At 43.8% G+C, this 17724-nt stretch carries 15 protein-coding genes; all 15 read left to right on the top strand.

The genetic code is table 11. From position 1 onward, the window contains the following. Positions 1-7: 7 nt before the first annotated feature. Positions 8-622, top strand: coding sequence for a pyroglutamyl-peptidase I (gene pcp, locus H4683_RS15370; protein ID WP_192599715.1), 615 nt, complete (start codon positions 8-10; stop codon positions 620-622). Next, positions 612-1379, top strand: a complete 768-nt coding sequence (gene pxpB, locus H4683_RS15365; protein WP_225942128.1) for a 5-oxoprolinase subunit PxpB — start codon at positions 612-614, stop codon at positions 1377-1379. The genes pcp and pxpB overlap by 11 nt, the downstream gene beginning before the upstream one ends. Beyond that, on the top strand, positions 1364-2128 hold the full coding sequence (locus H4683_RS15360) for a LamB/YcsF family protein (RefSeq protein ID WP_192599714.1): 765 nt from the start codon (positions 1364-1366) through the stop codon (positions 2126-2128). Before pxpB ends, H4683_RS15360 begins: the two co-directional genes overlap by 16 nt. Then, positions 2125-2985 carry a 5-oxoprolinase subunit C family protein gene (locus tag H4683_RS15355; protein WP_192599713.1) on the top strand — a complete coding sequence of 287 codons (861 nt, stop codon included), beginning with the start codon at positions 2125-2127 and terminating at the stop codon, positions 2983-2985. The genes H4683_RS15360 and H4683_RS15355 overlap by 4 nt, the downstream gene beginning before the upstream one ends. Positions 2986-3721: 736 nt before the next feature. Beyond that, the gene (gene pcrB, locus H4683_RS15350) at positions 3722-4432 is read left to right on the top strand and encodes a heptaprenylglyceryl phosphate synthase (protein WP_192599712.1); all 711 of its coding nucleotides are present in this window, start codon (positions 3722-3724) and stop codon (positions 4430-4432) included. Between the two features lie 32 nt (positions 4433-4464). Further along, positions 4465-6699: a DNA helicase PcrA gene (gene pcrA, locus H4683_RS15345; protein ID WP_192599711.1), complete on the top strand. Its 2235-nt coding sequence runs from the start codon at positions 4465-4467 to the stop codon at positions 6697-6699. A gap of 23 nt (positions 6700-6722) precedes the next feature. After that, positions 6723-8732, top strand: coding sequence for an NAD-dependent DNA ligase LigA (gene ligA, locus H4683_RS15340; protein WP_192599710.1), 2010 nt, complete (start codon positions 6723-6725; stop codon positions 8730-8732). A gap of 5 nt (positions 8733-8737) precedes the next feature. After that, positions 8738-9871 (top strand): CamS family sex pheromone protein, encoded by a 1134-nt coding sequence (locus tag H4683_RS15335; protein WP_192599709.1) that lies wholly within the window; start codon positions 8738-8740, stop codon positions 9869-9871. A 72-nt stretch (positions 9872-9943) separates the two neighbouring features. Next, positions 9944-10231, top strand: coding sequence for an Asp-tRNA(Asn)/Glu-tRNA(Gln) amidotransferase subunit GatC (gene gatC, locus H4683_RS15330; protein WP_192599708.1), 288 nt, complete (start codon positions 9944-9946; stop codon positions 10229-10231). A 25-nt stretch (positions 10232-10256) separates the two neighbouring features. Beyond that, a complete protein-coding gene (gene gatA / locus H4683_RS15325) occupies positions 10257-11720 on the top strand; it encodes an Asp-tRNA(Asn)/Glu-tRNA(Gln) amidotransferase subunit GatA (RefSeq protein ID WP_192599707.1) in 1464 nt (487 codons plus the stop codon). Between the two features lie 2 nt (positions 11721-11722). After that, a complete protein-coding gene (gene gatB / locus H4683_RS15320) occupies positions 11723-13153 on the top strand; it encodes an Asp-tRNA(Asn)/Glu-tRNA(Gln) amidotransferase subunit GatB (RefSeq protein ID WP_192599706.1) in 1431 nt (476 codons plus the stop codon). Between the two features lie 257 nt (positions 13154-13410). Continuing rightward, positions 13411-13980 (top strand): thioredoxin family protein, encoded by a 570-nt coding sequence (locus tag H4683_RS15315; protein WP_192599741.1) that lies wholly within the window; start codon positions 13411-13413, stop codon positions 13978-13980. 108 nt (positions 13981-14088) lie between these two features. After that, positions 14089-15000, top strand: a complete 912-nt coding sequence (locus H4683_RS15310; protein WP_192599705.1) for a diacylglycerol kinase — start codon at positions 14089-14091, stop codon at positions 14998-15000. A 345-nt stretch (positions 15001-15345) separates the two neighbouring features. Beyond that, on the top strand, positions 15346-16692 hold the full coding sequence (locus H4683_RS15305; protein ID WP_192599704.1) for a cytochrome ubiquinol oxidase subunit I: 1347 nt from the start codon (positions 15346-15348) through the stop codon (positions 16690-16692). After that, entirely contained in the window at positions 16689-17714 is a 1026-nt protein-coding gene (locus H4683_RS15300) for a cytochrome d ubiquinol oxidase subunit II (protein WP_192599703.1), read from the top strand. Before H4683_RS15305 ends, H4683_RS15300 begins: the two co-directional genes overlap by 4 nt. Positions 17715-17724: the final 10 nt, after the last annotated feature.

Genomic DNA, 17724 nt, shown 5'->3' with positions numbered 1-17724 from the left:
GGAATAGATGAAAAAACTATTGCTGACAGGATTCGAACCATTTCTAAACTATACGGTTAATCCGACAATGAAAATTGTTCAGGAACTAAACGGCCAACAAATTGGTGACTATGCGATTCATAGTGAAGTGTTGACGGTCGATTTCACATCTTCTGGTGAACAACTTCTCGCCCATATCGAACGGCTACAACCGGATGCTGTCATTTCTTTAGGTTTGGCAGGAGGTCGTTATAAAATGACACCTGAGCGGATTGCCATTAACTTTAAGGATGGCGAACCTGATAACCAGGGAAATAAACCAGTAGATGAAGCGATTCAACAAGGCGGGGAGCCAGCTTATTTGTCGACGTTACCTGTACGTGCGATGGTTGACAAGTTATTGGCGGTCGGATTGCCTGCTGAACTATCAAACACAGCCGGAACGTATTTATGTAACAACGTCATGTATGAAGCATTGCATTACGCAGCAACGAAACAACCAGGCATGAAATCAGGATTTCTTCATATTCCAGCATCCCACGAACTTGCGATTCAACACGGCCAAATTCCGAGTTGGTCGCATGAGGATTTGAAAAAAGGGGTAACGGTTTGTATCGAAGTGTTGTCGGCATATGAATCGTGAAAAAATGAGTTTTCCTCAAGTGATGGTGACCGGCGAGCAATCCATCAGATTTCAATTTGGAGAGGCAATCAATCAAGAAACATACAGCTATGTGCAAGCGTTTTCCCAATTAATCATAAAACGTAACCATCATTTACTAGCAGAAATTGTGCCAAGTTACCATGCAGTCACGATTTATTTAAAGAAAGAAGTAGCTAACTCTTCTTTGCTGATAGATGAATTATTAATGCTGTGGTCAATGAGAGAAGTTTTTACACCTACCCAACTCACAAGCCGGCAGTTTCAAATTCCCGTTTGCTACGATGAAAAGTTTAGTGAAGATATGGATCGAATCATAAATATAACGGGACTTTCACGGGAGGAAGTTATTTCCTTGCATACGACAACAAGTTATACGGTCTATATGATTGGCTTTTTACCTGGCTTTCCCTATCTAGGAGAATTACCGGAAGCCCTTCACGTACCAAGACTCGGCAAACCGCGTTTACTTGTACCTAAAGGAACTGTTGGCATCGGTGGAAATCAGACAGGCATTTACCCACTCGAATCGCCCGGCGGATGGAATATTCTTGGGAGAACTCCGCTCGATCTTTATTGTCCAAATCGGAAGGAACCTTTTCTGCTGCAAGCTGGGGATTATTTGTCATTTGTTCCTATACCTATCGAAGAATATAGAGAGTTGGAACATCAATTAGCGCGTGAACCGGAAGCGATATATGACCTTGTGAAGGAGGAGTCTCGATGCGAATCGATATAAATGCGGATGTAGGAGAAAGCTTTGGTGCCTATAAGATGGGTGAAGATGAAAAACTCTTTCCATTCATTACATCTGCGAATATAGCTTGTGGCTTTCATGCGGGCGATTTCAATGTCATGCAGGATACAGTCCAAAAAGCCGCGAAACAGGGGATAGCAATCGGTGCTCATCCAGGGTACCCGGATCTTCAAGGGTTTGGAAGACGGAATTTATCGATGGCGCCCCGTGAAGTCTATCATGCTGTCGTCTATCAAATTGGCGCCCTTCATATGTTTTGCAAAATTAATGGTGTCCCGGTATCGCATGTTAAGCCGCATGGAGCGCTGTATAATACAGCTGCCATCGATGTGGAAATTGCGGAAGCGATTGCGGAAGCCGTCTATGATACAGTGCCAGAAGCGTATTTATTCGGCCTTTGTAACAGCGAAATAATCCGAGCAGGTGAGAAAATCGGCTTGAAAACAGCGGGTGAAGCATTTGCTGATCGGCGGTACGATATATCAGGTCGCCTTTGTTCGCGGACGTTGCCAAATGCCGTACTCCATACAACTGAAGCGATTGAACAACAAGTGTTAAGCATTGTTTTGGATGGAAAAGTGCAAACGATAGGTGGGGGAACAATCCCACTGAAAGCAGATACGATTTGTTTTCATGGAGACGGGAGTGAGGTTGCCAAGCGGGCAGAATTGATCCGCGCAGCACTGCAATCGAATCATGTAATTATTCAAGCGATAGGTGAACACCGATGATTCCTCTTTTTCGAGTGATTAAACCCGGTGTTTACGGCACGATACAAGATGCAGGAAGACCTGGATTTAGACGATTTGGAATGCCAATTTCTGGCCCCATGGATGAACAAGCCTTCCATTTGGGAATGAAGATAATGAATAATAATGGCAAAGAGAGTGCGCTTGAGTTGTTTTTGGGTGGGCTGACACTGGAAGTCCTAAGTGATCATCGAATTGCGATTACAGGAGCGGATTTGACGGTAAGTATTGATGGCATCGAAGCTCCGATGTGGAAATCATTTTACATAAGGAAAGACCAAACTATTCGTTTTACGAAACCTGCTACTGGCGGTATTGCATACATCATTCCGGAAGGCGGATTTTGTTCTCCGAAAGTGCTCGATAGCCAATCTGTGTATCCGAAAGGGTTGATTGGTGGTCCTGTGAGAAAAGATGAAATTCTCTATGCCAACATACCTATAAAGAACCGATGTAATAGTGGCATGCGAGTGGAAGATATCCCGACGTATTCAAATGATGTTACCGTTGAATTATGGGATAGCCCTCATATGCATCTATTTCGTAAAGAAAGTGTTCAAACTTTTTTCAATGCAACTTACACAATGCGTGGCGGCGATCGAATGGGCTACTTTCTAAATGGCCCAGCACTTGAATTTGAAGCAAGCGGGGACATCATAAGCGAAGCCACCCAATTTGGCACAATCCAAGTCCCTACAAATGGCCAACCAATCATTTTAATGGCAGACGCTCAAACTGTCGGAGGCTACGCGACGATTGGAAAAGTTGTGAACAAGGACTTACCGAAAATAGCGCAACTACGAACTGGTGGAACGATTCGTTTCGTGCAGAGGATTTAATCAGTGTTCTATAACAGAAGAAATCAAGTCGGCAATTTTTACCGGCTTGATTTCTTCTGTTTTTGAAAGACAAGAAACAATAAGTGTTTAGGCTCGCCACAATTTAAGCTATTGTGACACCTTTCACCGTCAAGCGACCAATCCTTCTAACCAAGCGACCAATCCTTCTAATCAAGCGACCAATCTCACACTCCAAGTGACCAATCCTTCTAACCAAGCGACCAATTCCACACTCCAAGCGACCAATCTTCTAATCAAGCGACCAATTCCACACTCGAAGCGACCAATCTTCTAATCAAGCGACCAATCTCACACTCCAAGCGACCAATCTTCTAATCAAGCGACTAATCCTCTAATCAAGCGACCAATCCTTCTAATCAAGCGATCAATCTCACACTCCAAGCGACCAATCTTCTAATCAAGCGACCAATTCCACACTCCAAGCGACCAATTCCACACTCCAAGCGACTAATCCTCTAATCAAGCGACCAATCCTTCTAATCAAGCGACTAATCTCACACTCCAAGCGACCAATCCTTCTAATCAAGCGACTAATCTCACACTCCAAGCGACCAATCTTCTAATCAAGCGACCAATTCCACACTCCAAGTGACCAATCCTTCTAACCAAGCGACCAATCCAATTCTTAAAAAACTTGCAGTGCGTAGGTGACTGGTACGCTATAATTTATTTGGTATACTAAAGGAACATACAATTATAGAGTAGGTGGGTTAACATGGATTACACTACATGGCGTCATGCTTTTAAATTAGATCCTGCAAAAAAGCTAACAGACGAACAATTGGAATTGCTTGCGGAATCGGGAACAGATGGGCTTATCGTTGGGGGATCAGATGGGGTTACACTCGACAATGTCCTCGACTTGCTTGTTCGGATAAGACGTTATTCCGTCCCGATTGCACTTGAAGTATCCACGGTCGATTCTGTAACACCGGGCTTCGATTTTTATTTCATTCCAACGGTACTCAATTCAACAAAAGTAGAGTGGGTCAACGGCATCCATCATGCGGCGCTCCGCGAATACGGTCATATGATGAACTGGGATGAAATCGTTACTGAGGGCTATTGCATATTGAATCCTGCTTGCAAAGCAGCAAAAATGACTGGTGTTACAGCAGTGCTGGACGAAGAAGATGTAATTGCGTATGCGCGTATGGCGGAGCATCTTTTTAGATTGCCAGTTTTTTATATAGAATATAGTGGTACATACGGTAATCCTGAAATCGTCGAAGCCGTAGCCAGCGTTCTCAAAAATACGCGACTCTTCTACGGTGGAGGCATCAAAAATGCCCAAGACGCCAAAACGATGGCCAGAATCGCAGATACAATCATCGTTGGAAATAGTATTTATGACGATTTGAATGCCGCACTTGAAACGGTTGATGCAGTGAAATCAGTTTCCCGTAAAGGGCAAATAAGTGTATAATAAAGAACGAATGTTCCGAGAGGGTGTAAATTATGAATAAAATTGCAGAAGATTTACTTGCGGGCATGAATCCTGAACAAGCGCGCGCTGTGAAGAAGACAGAAGGACCACTTCTCATTATGGCGGGGGCGGGCTCTGGGAAGACGCGAGTACTAACTCACCGTATCGCCTATCTCGTTGTAGAGAAAAACGTTTACCCATCCAATATCCTTGCCATCACATTTACGAATAAGGCGGCAAGGGAAATGCGTAATCGGATTGATGGACTCCTAGGTGCTGGCACCGGGGAACGGATGTGGGTATCGACCTTTCACTCAATGTGTGTACGTATTTTGCGTCGAGATATCGATCGTATCGGGTTCGCCAAATCATTCTCGATTCTCGATTCCTCGGATCAATTGACCGTTGTGAAAAATGTCCTAAAACAATTAAACCTTGACCCAAAGCAATACGATCCGCGTATGTTGCTGAATACAATTAGCTCGGCGAAAAACGAATGCATTAACGCACAAGACTTCCGTAGTCAAATTGATCCCTCCAATCCATATGAAAAAACAATTGCGGGCGTATACGACGGTTACGCCAAACGGTTGCGCCAAAACCAATCACTCGATTTTGACGACCTGATCATGATGACACTCGTCCTATTCGAACGCGTCCCAGATGTTCTTGAGTTTTATCAAAATAAATTCCAATACATTCATGTCGATGAATATCAGGATACGAATAACGCGCAGTATCGTCTCGTCAATATGATGGCGGATAAATTCAAAAACCTCTGTGTTGTCGGAGACTCTGATCAGTCCATTTATAGATGGCGCGGCGCAGATATCGGCAATATCCTATCTTTTGAAAAAGATTATAAAAATGCGGAAATGATCATGCTTGAGCAAAACTATCGTTCGACAAAACGAATCCTACAAGCGGCGAATGACGTCATTACAAACAACCACAGCCGTTACGATAAAAAATTACGGACGGACAACGAAGAAGGGGAAACAATTTACGTCTACAAAGCGAGTGATGAAAAAGACGAATCACAATTTGTAGTCGGCAAAATTATTGAGTTGAGAGATCAGGAAAGCTTGAAACTCGACGAATTCGCTATTTTGTACCGAACGAATGCACAGTCCCGTATCATCGAGGAATATCTTGTGAAATCGAATCTCGACTACACAATCGTAGGCGGCACGAAGTTCTATGACCGGAAAGAAATCAAGGACTTACTCGCCTACTTACGACTTATCGCAAATAATGCGGATGATCTTGCGCTCGCACGAATCATCAATGAACCAAAACGGAGTATCGGCGCCACTTCATTCGAAAAAATGGCAAGATTCGCGATTGAACATGACCGCTCGATTTTTGACGCATTACAAGAAGTCGACTTTATGGGAATTACGGCAAGGGCCGCAAATGAAGTAGCGAAGTTCCGTGACCTAGTAATAGGCTTTACGCAAATGCAGGAATATTTGTCGGTCTCTGAACTTGTGGAGCAAGTGCTCGATAAATCGGGTTATCGCGAGATGCTTAATCGGGAAAAAACGATTGAGTCGGAAAGTCGCTTAGAAAACATCGAAGAATTCCTTTCCGTGACAGAGGCATTTGAAAAACGTGCGGCAGAGGAGGAGGGGGATCGATCATTGGTCGCTTTCCTGACAGATCTAGCACTCATTGCAGATATCGATTCGCTCGACAAGGAAGAGAACCAAGCGACTGAAAAAATCGTCCTTATGACGATGCATGCGGCGAAAGGACTTGAGTTCCCTGTCGTATTCATTATAGGGATGGAGGAGAACGTCTTTCCACATGCCCGTTCAATCGGCGATAACGAAGAGATGGAAGAGGAAAGACGCCTCGCGTACGTAGGCATTACACGTGCAGAGCAAAAGCTTTACTTGACCTCTGCATCGTATCGGACGCTCTACGGACGTGCGAGTTACAATAACCCATCACGGTTCATCAGTGAAATTTCAGATGATATCATGGAAGTGATTTCGAGGAAATCGGACTTTTCTTCTGGTGGATCACGGAGCAGAATTGTTGAGCCAACTCGTTCGGCGGTTAAAAAGCCTGTCTATAAGACGAGTGGTGGGGACAAGATGGGATGGAACCCAGGCGACAAAGCGGTCCATAAAAAGTGGGGTACCGGAATGGTCGTCAGCGTGAAGGGATCAGGCGAGGAAGTCGAACTGGACATCGCATTCCCGGATCCGGTGGGTATTAAACGTTTACTTGCGAAATTTGCACCAATCGAAAAAGAGTGACGGCTCAAGGAGGAAAAATGAACATGAATCGAAGCGAACTCGAAAAGCGAGTGGAAGAATTGAACAATCTACTTCATACGTATGGACGGGCCTACTATATGCTCGACAATCCGGTTGTGACCGACAAGGTTTATGATGAACATATGCAGGAACTACTTTCAATTGAAGCGGAAAATCCGGACCTCATCTACCCAGACTCTCCATCGCAGCGCGTCGGCGGTGAAGTTTTAGCTGGATTCGGAAAAGTCGTTCATGCGTATCCAATGCTTAGTCTATCTAATGCTTTTAATGCTGAGGATTTGAGAGAGTTTGACAGACGCGTCCAGACAGCCGTAGGTGATGTCTCTTATATTTGCGAATTAAAAATTGATGGATTAGCTATTTCACTCAGATACCTTGATGGGAAATTTGTACAAGGTTCAACTAGAGGGGACGGAACGATCGGAGAAGATATCACGGCCAATCTAAAAACAATCCGAACAATTCCACTCCGGTTGAATGAATCTAGTACAATTGAAGTACGTGGCGAGGCGTATATGCCGAAAAAGTCGTTCGTCGACTTGAATGCCGCACGTGACGAGGCAGGGGAAGAGCCGTTTGCGAACCCGAGAAATGCAGCGGCGGGTTCACTTCGTCAGCTCAATCCGAAAATGGCTGCTAGTAGAAACTTAGCGATTTTCGTCTACGGAATTGGCGGCGACGGTAGTGCATACGGACAAGATAGACATTCGGATTCTTTGGATCATCTTGGAGTACTCGGATTTGAAACAAATAAGGAACGGCAACGTTGTGCCACAATCGAAGAAGTGATTGATTATATCGAGAAGTGGACGAAAAAGCGCTCCAATCTTAATTATGAAATCGATGGGATTGTCGTGAAAGTCGACCGTTTTGAAGAGCAAGAACAGCTTGGCTTCACTGCTAAAAGTCCGAAATGGGCAATCGCGTATAAATTCCCAGCCGAAGAAGTAATGACGAAATTACTGGCTATCGAACTAAGTGTTGGACGGACGGGTGTAGTTACGCCCACCGCTATTTTGGAGCCTGTTCGAGTTGCAGGTTCTACAGTCGGACGTGCATCCCTTCATAATGAGGATCTTATTAAAGAAAAAGACGTCAGAATCGGCGATACCGTCATTATTCGGAAAGCAGGCGACATCATCCCTGAAGTAGTTGCCCCATTGGTCGAAAGGCGTACTGGGGACGAAATACCGTTTGAAATGCCGAAAAACTGTCCGGAATGTGACTCGGAACTTGTGCGTATTGAAGGGGAAGTTGCCCTTCGTTGCGTGAATCCGCAATGTCCTGCACAGATGAAAGAGGCAATCATCCACTTTGTGTCCCGCAATGCCATGAACATCGAAGGCGTTGGAGAAAAGGTAGTCGATCAATTGTATCGTTCAAGCCTTGTTCACGATGTCTCGGATTTATATACGCTAACAAATGAGCAATTACTTGCGCTGGAACGGATGGGTGAGAAGTCGGTCTTCAATCTTCTGAGCGCAATTGAAGCCTCAAAAACGAATTCCCTAGAAAAAATGCTCTTTGGACTTGGAATTCGACATGTCGGTGAAAAAGCAGCGGCAATACTAGCGGAAGAGTTTGGTACACTTGATGCGTTGATGAAAGCGGATGTAGACCATCTTTTAACAATCCATGAAATCGGTGATAAAGTTGCTAATTCCATTACAACCTACTTCAGCAATGAAGACGTCGTTGAAGTGCTCCGTAAGTTGGAATCCTACGGCCTGAATATGACGTACAAAGGGCGTAGCAGACAAGATGTACCAACTGATGGACCATTTGCTGGTAAGGTAGTTGTATTAACAGGAAAGTTAACGATACTAAGTCGAAGTGAAGCGAAAGAGAGAATCGAAGCACTTGGCGGAAAAGTAAGTGGTAGTGTAAGTAAGAAGACCGATCTTGTCATTGCGGGGGAAGACGCCGGTTCGAAACTGGTAAAAGCCGAGGAACTTGAAATCACGGTATGGAATGAAGAAAAGCTGATTGAAGCACTCAGCGAAAAGGAGTAAATAGGATGAAAAGGTTATTTGTAATCCCTGGACTCTCAGTTGTGTTATTGCTTGGCGGATGTCTCCCTTCATTCGGAACGGAAAAGGAGGAATTCATTCAAGAGAACGAGGAAAGTATCGAAGAAACGGTCATGATTCCGGATATACAACTGAAAGATGAGTATTATAGGATACTACAGCCTTTCAAGAAAAGCGCAAGCCGCGGACTTGTTATACCAAATATCTATACGAAATATGATATGAAAGAGGCGGAAGAGGGGTTATTGCGTCTGTCTGTCCCAAACTTCGCCCCAAAAACCCACCTCTTCCAAGAGGGGCAATATATCGATAAAGAAATGACTGGCGCTTGGCTCTCAAGGAGTTCAGTAAATAAAGCTGGGTTGAATCCCCCGATTAAAAAAGGGATGACTGACGAGCAAATAGTAGCAAAGGCACCCCTTTATCTTGCACATATTGTCGAACAAAATTACTTAGTCAAGACCGATAAGAATAAAGTTCAACTTTCGGGTATTTCGATTGGTCTTGCTCTTAATTCAATCTATTATACAAAGAGTGGGCAAAAGGCTGAAATTTCGGGTAAGGTGATTGAACAACAGGGAATGAAGATGGCTGAAGAAATTGTTAGTCGCCTCCGTAAGCAGGAAGGACTTGGAGAGGTCCCGATTGTCGTAGGATTGTTTAAACAGGCAAGTCGAAACTCCATTGTCCCTGGTACTTACTTTGCAACAGCGGTTGCTGGTAAAGGTCAAGTAGCATTAACAGGGTGGAAAGAAGTTAATGAAAAGTACGTGGTATTCCCTGCGTCGTCAGACACTGACACTGATAATTATAGGGATATCAATACGAAATTCAATAATTTTAAGCAGGATATTGATCAATATTTTCCGAGCTTCGTCAATGTCATTGGCACTGGGTTTTATAAAGAAGACAATTTGAAATCACTCAAAATAGAAGTGCCTATTCAGTTTTTCGGTACGAGTGAAATAATTGGTTTTACACAATATATGACTTCTCGTGTATTAAAGTATTTTCCGGATATCCATACCGAAGTAAGTATAACTTCAGTAAATGGGCCAGAAGCGCTTATAGTCAATGAAGCTAAAAGTAATGACCCTTATGTTCATATTTATGGCTATTGATTTTCCTAACTTTTCACCATTAACAGAAGGTGTTATGATGAATCGTACAACTAATGATGAGGGGGAGAGAATATGACACAATTTACGAAAGATGATGTCTACTACTTCGCAAAATTCGCGAGACTTGCCATGACGGATTCTGAAGCGGAATCATATGCTTCACGACTAAGTGATATGATTGGTTTTGCAGATGCATTAAAAGAAGTTGACACGGAAAATGTTGGACCCATGACCCATCCACTTAAACTTATTAATGTATTACGTGAAGATATACCGACAGATAGACTTGACCGTGAAGAAATGTTGAAAAGCGTAAAAGAACATGAAGCTGGAATGATAAAAGTGCCGAACATCCTTTGATGTGTGGATTTGAGGAGGAGAAAAAATGACATTATTGACAAAGACGGCAACAGAACTTCAATCGCTTTTACATAAAAAAGAAGTGTCTGTCAAAGAATTGACTAAAGAATCACTTACTCGTATTGCTAAAATTGACGGGGATGTACAAGCGTTCCTTACAATAACCGATGATGAGGCACTTGCAAGGGCCGAACAATTAGACAATCAACCTTTAGAAGGCAGAGGACCATTATTTGGTCTGCCTATCGGGTTAAAAGATAATATTGTAACAAAGGACGTTGTTACAACTTGCGGAAGTAAAATGCTTGAAGACTTCGTACCGGTCTATGATGCGACGGTCGTTGAGAAACTTAATGCAGCAGGCATGGTGACTGTTGGAAAACTAAATATGGACGAATTTGCGATGGGATCGACGACTGAACGATCTGCATTTAAACAAACGCATAACCCATGGAATTTGAAGCATGTTCCTGGCGGCTCATCGGGTGGTCCAGCGGCAGCAGTTGCGGCTGGTGAAGTGCCGTTCGCACTTGGCTCGGATACAGGTGGTTCCGTTCGCCAGCCAGCAGCATTCTGTGGCGTTGTCGGTATGAAACCAACATACGGTCGCGTCTCACGCTTTGGTCTTGTCGCATTTGCATCGTCACTCGATCAAATCGGGCCGATTACACGAAATGTTGAGGATAATGCGCTTTTACTTAGTGCAATTGCAGGCGTAGATCCGAAAGATTCATCGACATCACCTAATGAAGTACCTGATTTCAAAGCTGCACTTACGGGCGATGTCAAAGGTTTGAAAATCGGTGTTCCAAAAGAATACCTTAGTGATGGAGTAGCGGAAGAAGTTAAAAACGCCGTGAAGGAAGCATTGAATGTGCTAGTGTCACTTGGTGCGGAGTGGGAGGAAGTTACACTTCCACATGTTAAGTATGCATCGCCTACGTACTATGTCATTTCTTCATCCGAAGCGTCATCAAACCTTTCACGCTTTGACGGAATCCGATATGGCTATCGTCCTGAAGATGCGAAAAATCTTGAGGAACTATACTTGCGTTCCCGCTCTGAAGGATTTGGAGACGAAGTGAAAAAACGTATTCTTTACGGAACCTATGCGCTAAGTGCAGATCATCATAAGGATCTTTATGTAAAAGCACAAAAAGTACGTGCATTAATCGCTCAAGACTTTGCGAATCTTTTTGAAAAATACGATGTTATCATCGGGCCAAGTTCAGCAACAACAGCCTACGAAATGGGTCAATTGATCAACAATCCATTGACGCTTTATGCGAATGATGTATTGACTGTACCAATCAATCTGGCTGGTGTTCCAGCAATTTCCGTACCTTGTGGTTTTGCAGATGGCTTGCCGATTGGCTTACAGATCATCGGTAAGCATTTCGATGAAGCGACAGTATACAGAGTTGCGCATGCGTATGAACAAGCCACTGATTTCCATACAAGCACTCCGGACATATGGGAGGGGAAATAACAATGAATTTTGAAACGATTGTCGGCCTTGAGGTTCACGTAGAACTTAAAACAGATACAAAAATCATGTCACCCGCACATGCTCATTTTGGTGCGGAACCGAATATGAATATCCATGTCACTGACTTGGCCTATCCTGGTGTATTACCAACGCTTAACAAACGTGCAATTGACTTTGGTATGAAAGCATCAATGGCATTGAACTGTGACGTTGCAACTGTCATGAATTTCGATCGCAAACATTATTTCTATCCGGATAACCCGAAAGCCTACCAAATTACCCAAGATGAACGACCAGTCGGTTCTAATGGTTGGGTTGAAATTGAAGTCGACGGGAAAAAGAAGAAAATTCGTATCGAACGTGTTCACCTTGAAGAAGATGCGGGGAAATTGACACATACGGACGAAGGTCACTCTTTTGTCGACTTAAATAGACAAGGGACGCCACTTATTGAAATCGTTACGGAAGCAGATATTCGCTCACCGGAAGAAGCGTATGCATTTCTTGAAAAGTTAAAAGCAATCATTCAATATACAGGTGTCTCTGATGTACGAATGGAAGAAGGCTCTCTTCGTTGCGATGCGAATATTTCCCTTCGTCCATATGGCCAAAAGGAATTCGGAACGAAAACAGAATTAAAAAACTTGAACTCTTTCAACTTTGTGCGTAGAGGGATTGCGAATGAAGTGGAACGTCAGGAGGGAATTTTGTTATCTGGCGGGGAGATTGAGCAACAAACACGCCGTTATGATGAAGCGACGGGCCAAACTGTGCTCATGCGGATAAAAGGCAGTGCGAATGACTACCGCTTCATCAACGACCCTGATTTATCAGAAGTCCATATTGACGAGGCGTGGATGGAACGTATTCGTGCGGAAATTCCTGAACTTCCAGATGCGCGTAAAGAACGCTATGTCAATGAGTTAGACTTACCTGATTACGACGCAATGGTGTTGACGTTGACAAAAGAAATGTCCGATTTCTTTGATGCGACTGTTACAGCAGGTGCAGATGCAAAACTTGCATCTAACTGGCTTATGGGAGAGGTTTCAGCGTATCTAAACGCTGAGCAAAAAGAACTTCGTGCAACTGAACTTACACCTGAAGGACTTTCAAGCATGATCAAGCTTATTTCGGATGGCACGATTTCATCCAAAATAGCGAAGAAAGTATTCAAAGAATTGATTGAGAACGGCGGTAATGCAGCTGACATCGTTAAAGAAAAAGGACTCGTCCAAATTTCTGATGAAGGCACGCTGCGCAAGATTGTCACGGACATATTGGATACCAACGAGCAATCGATTGAAGACTACAAAAACGGAAAAGAACGCGCTGTCGGATTCCTCGTCGGCCAAATCATGAAAGCGACGAAAGGGCAAGCAAACCCGCCACTCGTCAATAAAATTCTTCTCGAAGAAATTGCAAAACGATAGAAATTTTTTAACTTCATTCAGCAGGGATTCAAACCCCTGCTGAATGAAGCTAAAGCCTCCGGCGGATGCCACAGATTTTAAAGGAGTCAATTGGGCAAGCCCAATTCAAAATCTGGGCACAATTCGCCGAGGCGTTTTTGATATGGGCGTCCTATGCAAGACTTTAAGTAGTCAGCGCATAGGGCGTTTTCTGGACTTTGTATTTGATTCGCACCATAGGACAGTTTAAACTGATAGGAAAGGAGTGTGGATGATTGATGAAAACAGAAAAGCACTATTTTGATGAAGCAATTTCACTCTCAGCATATATGGATACGATGGAAACCCATAAAGAAAATAGTTTTCGCATCTATGAACAATTTGAAGTCCCGCAAGACGATGAATTCATAGAACTGTTGAAGGTTAAGAAACTCAATATCCTCGTTATCACAGAAGATTGGTGCGGAGATGCGATGATGAACAACCCTATTCTACGGCGAATTGCGGAAGCCGCTGATCTTGATGTACGAACGGTTTATCGTGACAATGACACGGATTTAATTGATAAACATCTGACAAACGGTGGCAGGTCGATTCCTGTCTACCTTCTTTTGGATGAAAACGGTGAAGTTGAAGCGAAATGGGGACCACGTGCGGCCACGATTCAAGAATATGTCATGGGTTTGCGGAAAGACTTACCACCAGCGGATGCACCGGAATTTAAAGAGAAGCAACAGCTGTTCATGGAACGAATCATGGCGGAATATACGTCCAAGCCCGAACTTTGGTTGACGGTATACGAAGATATCCGTAAAACATTTCTGCCGGTCGTACAGAAGCAAGCATGACCGAGAACCGCGTTGCAACTAACTATGTTGAACAATCGTCATACTTAGCACTTTCAATTAAATAACCATTGCAAATTATTATTTGTAGGAATAGAGAGGGAAATTCGGATGAAACGTGCACGAATTATTTATAATCCGACGTCTGGCCGTGAGGTATTTCGCAAGCATCTTGGGGAAGTCCTTGCGAAACTTGAGATAGCTGGCTATGAAACTTCTTGCCATGCGACAACTTGTGAAGGAGACGCAACAGAGGCTGCTAAAAATGCAGTGGAACGAGGCTTTGACCTTATTATCGCTGCTGGCGGGGATGGCACGCTGAATGAAGTGGTTGCAGGCGTTAGCCCATTTGAAAAACGTCCGAAAATTGGGCTCATTCCTACTGGAACAACAAACGACTTTGCACGTGCATTGCATATTCCGAGAGATATTGATGCCGCTGTAGATATCATCGTCCGAGGAGAAACGATTCCTGTCGATGTCGGACTCATGAATGACCGTTGCTTTATAAATATCGCGGGTGGCGGCAGGATGACGGAATTGACGTATGATGTTCCGAGTAAACTTAAAACCGTACTCGGTCAACTGGCGTATTATTTAAAAGGCATCGAAATGCTGCCATCCATTCATTCTTCACATGTAAGGATTGAATATGATGGAGAAGTATTCGATGATGACGCGATGATGTTTCTAGTTGGATTGACGAATTCGGTTGGAGGCTTCGAAAAGCTGGCACCGGACTCTAGCATCAATGATGGCAAATTCACGTTAATCATTTTGAAGAAATGCAATATTGCGGAATTCATTCGTGTGGTATCTCTTGCAATCAGAGGGGAACATTTGAATGATCCGCTTGTTATTTCAACAAGAGCGGAAAAAATTACTGTGACTTCTTCAGAAGATGTTTTGCTGAATCTAGATGGAGAATATGGCGGTTTACTTCCAGCGAAGTTCGAAAATCTCTACCGTCATATTAAAATGTTTGCACCATTGGAGGATTTAAGAGAACAAGATCGGATCTAATGGACTGATCGTTGCCTAGAATAAGTCGTTAAATAAACAAAAGCTGTTTCTAAGAGGATAAAGCTGTGTGCGTGTCGCAATATGACGTGTGTGCAGCTTTTCTATTTCAAGAGGTAAAACGAAATAAAAACCTCGATGCGCAAATAATTTTCATATTTCTACTCAATTTCGCATTATCATATTGAATAGAGGGTATAGCTAAGAATCAAGATAGAATTGAAGGGGTGTGCTGCCCATGTACAAAATACATGAAAAACGTCTTATGTGGCTTGCATTCATTGTCGCAGGGATTATGCTGATATCCATCATTGGTAGACTATTTGGAAGCTGAAGGGGGATACAAGGATGGGAAATGAAGAAGCCGTCTTTTTTTCGCGCGTTTTAACAGAACTAACCTTATCATTCCATATCATTTACGCTACAATTGGCGTTGGTGTACCGCTTATGATTATGATTGCCCAGTGGGTAGGGATTAAGAAAAATGATGAACATTATATTTTACTCGCCCGTCGTTGGGCACGCGGTTTTATCATCACAGTCGCTGTCGGAGTTGTAACCGGAACCGCTATCGGTCTTCAATTATCATTGCTCTGGCCAAATTTCATGGAACTTGCAGGGAATGTCATTGCACTTCCGCTGTTCATGGAAACATTTGCGTTCTTCTTTGAAGCAATTTTCCTCGGCATCTATTTATATACATGGGATCGTTTTGAAAACCAGAAAAAACATTTTCTTCTGCTCATTCCTGTTGCAGTCGGGGCATCTTTCTCAGCTGTATTCATTACGATTGTCAATGCCTTCATGAATGCACCGCGCGGATTCGACATCGTCAATGGGGAACTCGTCAACATCAACCCATTGCTTGCGATGTTCAACCCAGCGATGCCGACGAAAGTGGCACATGTCGTTGTGACAGCTTATATGACAGCCGCCTTCGTACTTGCTGCAATCGCTGCATTTCGATTATTGAAAGGATCGAATCACGAATACCATAAAAAGGCCCTTTACCTTACGATGAAAGTCGGGCTTGTCTTCGCAATAGCGGCAGCAATTATCGGCGATTTCTCTGGGAAATATTTAGCGGAATATCAGCCAGAAAAATTGGCTGCTGCAGAATGGCATTTTGAAACAGAGGGCAATGCTCCGCTAATCATGTACGGTGTCCTTAAAGATGGGGAAGTTAAATATGCTATTAAAATTCCGTACGCTTTATCATTCCTCGCGCACAGCAGTTTCACTGAGGAAGTGATCGGTCTGGATCAATTTCCACCAGATGAGGTTCCACCCCTTTACATCCATTATCTTTTCGACATCATGGTGACGATTGGCGTCTGGATGACAGTGCTGTCCGCTGTGTATTGGTTCGGTATGAAGCGGCGTTGGGCAATGGTGAGGGCAAGGTGGTTCCGCTGGCTCATCGTACTGGGTGGTCCACTATCGGTTGTAGCAATTGAAGCAGGTTGGTGGCTAGCGGAAGTAGGAAGACAGCCGTGGATCCTACGCCATATAATGCGGACACAGGAAGCCGCTACGACGAGTGCACATGTCGATTCGATGCTCATTTTATTCTCGTTACTCTATCTTGTGTTGGGTGTTGGGAGTATCGTCGTGTTAAGACGGATGTTCCGCAACAATCCGGTTGAACGTGAAATTGAAGACCGTGAAATGGAGAAAGGCGGTGACGTATTATGACGCTTGAGATAATCGGCATATCCGTCTTATGGACTTTCCTTTTCGGTTATATACTCGTAGGCGCGATTGACTTCGGAGCAGGATTTTTCAATGCATACAGCCTACTCACCGGTCGACAACGTGTCTTGACAAATGTGATTCAGCGCTATCTATCACCCGTGTGGGAAGTGACGAATGTTTTCCTCGTCTTCTTCTTCGTTGGAATCATCGGGTTCTTTCCGAAAACTGCGTTCTATTATGGAACGACTCTGTTGATTCCCGTTAGCATAGGAATCATCTTAATCGCAATTCGAGGCTCCTACTATGCGTTTGAAACATACGGTACGCGTGGCCATAAAGGCTATTCGTTCATGTATGGACTCGCGGGAATACTAATCCCTGCTTCACTATCGATTGTTTTGACGATATCCGAAGGCGGTTTCGTGACGATGGTGGATGGAAATCCCGTACTTGATTATTGGTTGTTATTTACGAGCCGGCTTACATGGGCTGTTGTCTTTTTAAGTATTTCTGCAACGCTCTATATTTCGGCGGTGTTCCTAACCTGGTATGCCAATAAAGCGCGGGATGTTGAAGCCACGAATCTTCTGCGGAAATATGCGCTCATTTGGGCATTGCCGACGATAATTACAGCGGGCGGTATCATCGTTGAATTGAGACAACATAATCCTTTGCACTACAGCAATATTCAGATGTTCTGGCCGATGTTCCTCATTTCATTTCTGATGTTTGTCGGAACGGTATGGTTACTTTGGAAACGTCGAAAGTATGGATTGGCGTTCAGCTTACTTGCAGGGCAATTCGTCTTTGCCTTTTTCGGCTATGGCGCATCACATTATCCCTATTTGCTCTATCCATATTTGACGATTTACGACAGCTTCACAAATCCAGCAATGGCAATATCGCTTATTATTGCGTTCATTCTAGGGCTTGGCTTGCTGATACCGTCATTAGTTCTACTCATGCGCCTGTTCCTGTTCGATAAAGACTATGTCCGCGGAAAAGGCGATTACCATGCATAAGGGAGGAACC

The sequence above is a fragment of the Sporosarcina limicola genome (genome assembly GCF_014873855.1).
Taxonomy (GTDB): Bacteria; Bacillota; Bacilli; order Bacillales_A; family Planococcaceae; genus Sporosarcina; species Sporosarcina limicola.
This window is presented reverse-complemented; position numbering and strand designations above follow the sequence as displayed.

Excerpts from the sequence above, each read along its gene's own strand:
- pcp (WP_192599715.1), top strand. The coding sequence starts at position 8 with ATGAAAAAACTATTGCTGACAGGATTCGAACCATTTCTAAACTATACG.
- pxpB (WP_225942128.1), top strand. The coding sequence starts at position 612 with ATGAATCGTGAAAAAATGAGTTTTCCTCAAGTGATGGTGACCGGCGAG.
- H4683_RS15360 (WP_192599714.1), top strand. The coding sequence starts at position 1,364 with ATGCGAATCGATATAAATGCGGATGTAGGAGAAAGCTTTGGTGCCTAT.
- H4683_RS15355 (WP_192599713.1), top strand. The coding sequence starts at position 2,125 with ATGATTCCTCTTTTTCGAGTGATTAAACCCGGTGTTTACGGCACGATA.
- pcrB (WP_192599712.1), top strand. The coding sequence starts at position 3,722 with ATGGATTACACTACATGGCGTCATGCTTTTAAATTAGATCCTGCAAAA.
- pcrA (WP_192599711.1), top strand. The coding sequence starts at position 4,465 with ATGAATAAAATTGCAGAAGATTTACTTGCGGGCATGAATCCTGAACAA.
- ligA (WP_192599710.1), top strand. The coding sequence starts at position 6,723 with ATGAATCGAAGCGAACTCGAAAAGCGAGTGGAAGAATTGAACAATCTA.
- H4683_RS15335 (WP_192599709.1), top strand. The coding sequence starts at position 8,738 with ATGAAAAGGTTATTTGTAATCCCTGGACTCTCAGTTGTGTTATTGCTT.
- gatC (WP_192599708.1), top strand. The coding sequence starts at position 9,944 with ATGACACAATTTACGAAAGATGATGTCTACTACTTCGCAAAATTCGCG.
- gatA (WP_192599707.1), top strand. The coding sequence starts at position 10,257 with ATGACATTATTGACAAAGACGGCAACAGAACTTCAATCGCTTTTACAT.
- gatB (WP_192599706.1), top strand. The coding sequence starts at position 11,723 with ATGAATTTTGAAACGATTGTCGGCCTTGAGGTTCACGTAGAACTTAAA.
- H4683_RS15315 (WP_192599741.1), top strand. The coding sequence starts at position 13,411 with ATGAAAACAGAAAAGCACTATTTTGATGAAGCAATTTCACTCTCAGCA.
- H4683_RS15310 (WP_192599705.1), top strand. The coding sequence starts at position 14,089 with ATGAAACGTGCACGAATTATTTATAATCCGACGTCTGGCCGTGAGGTA.
- H4683_RS15305 (WP_192599704.1), top strand. The coding sequence starts at position 15,346 with ATGGGAAATGAAGAAGCCGTCTTTTTTTCGCGCGTTTTAACAGAACTA.
- H4683_RS15300 (WP_192599703.1), top strand. The coding sequence starts at position 16,689 with ATGACGCTTGAGATAATCGGCATATCCGTCTTATGGACTTTCCTTTTC.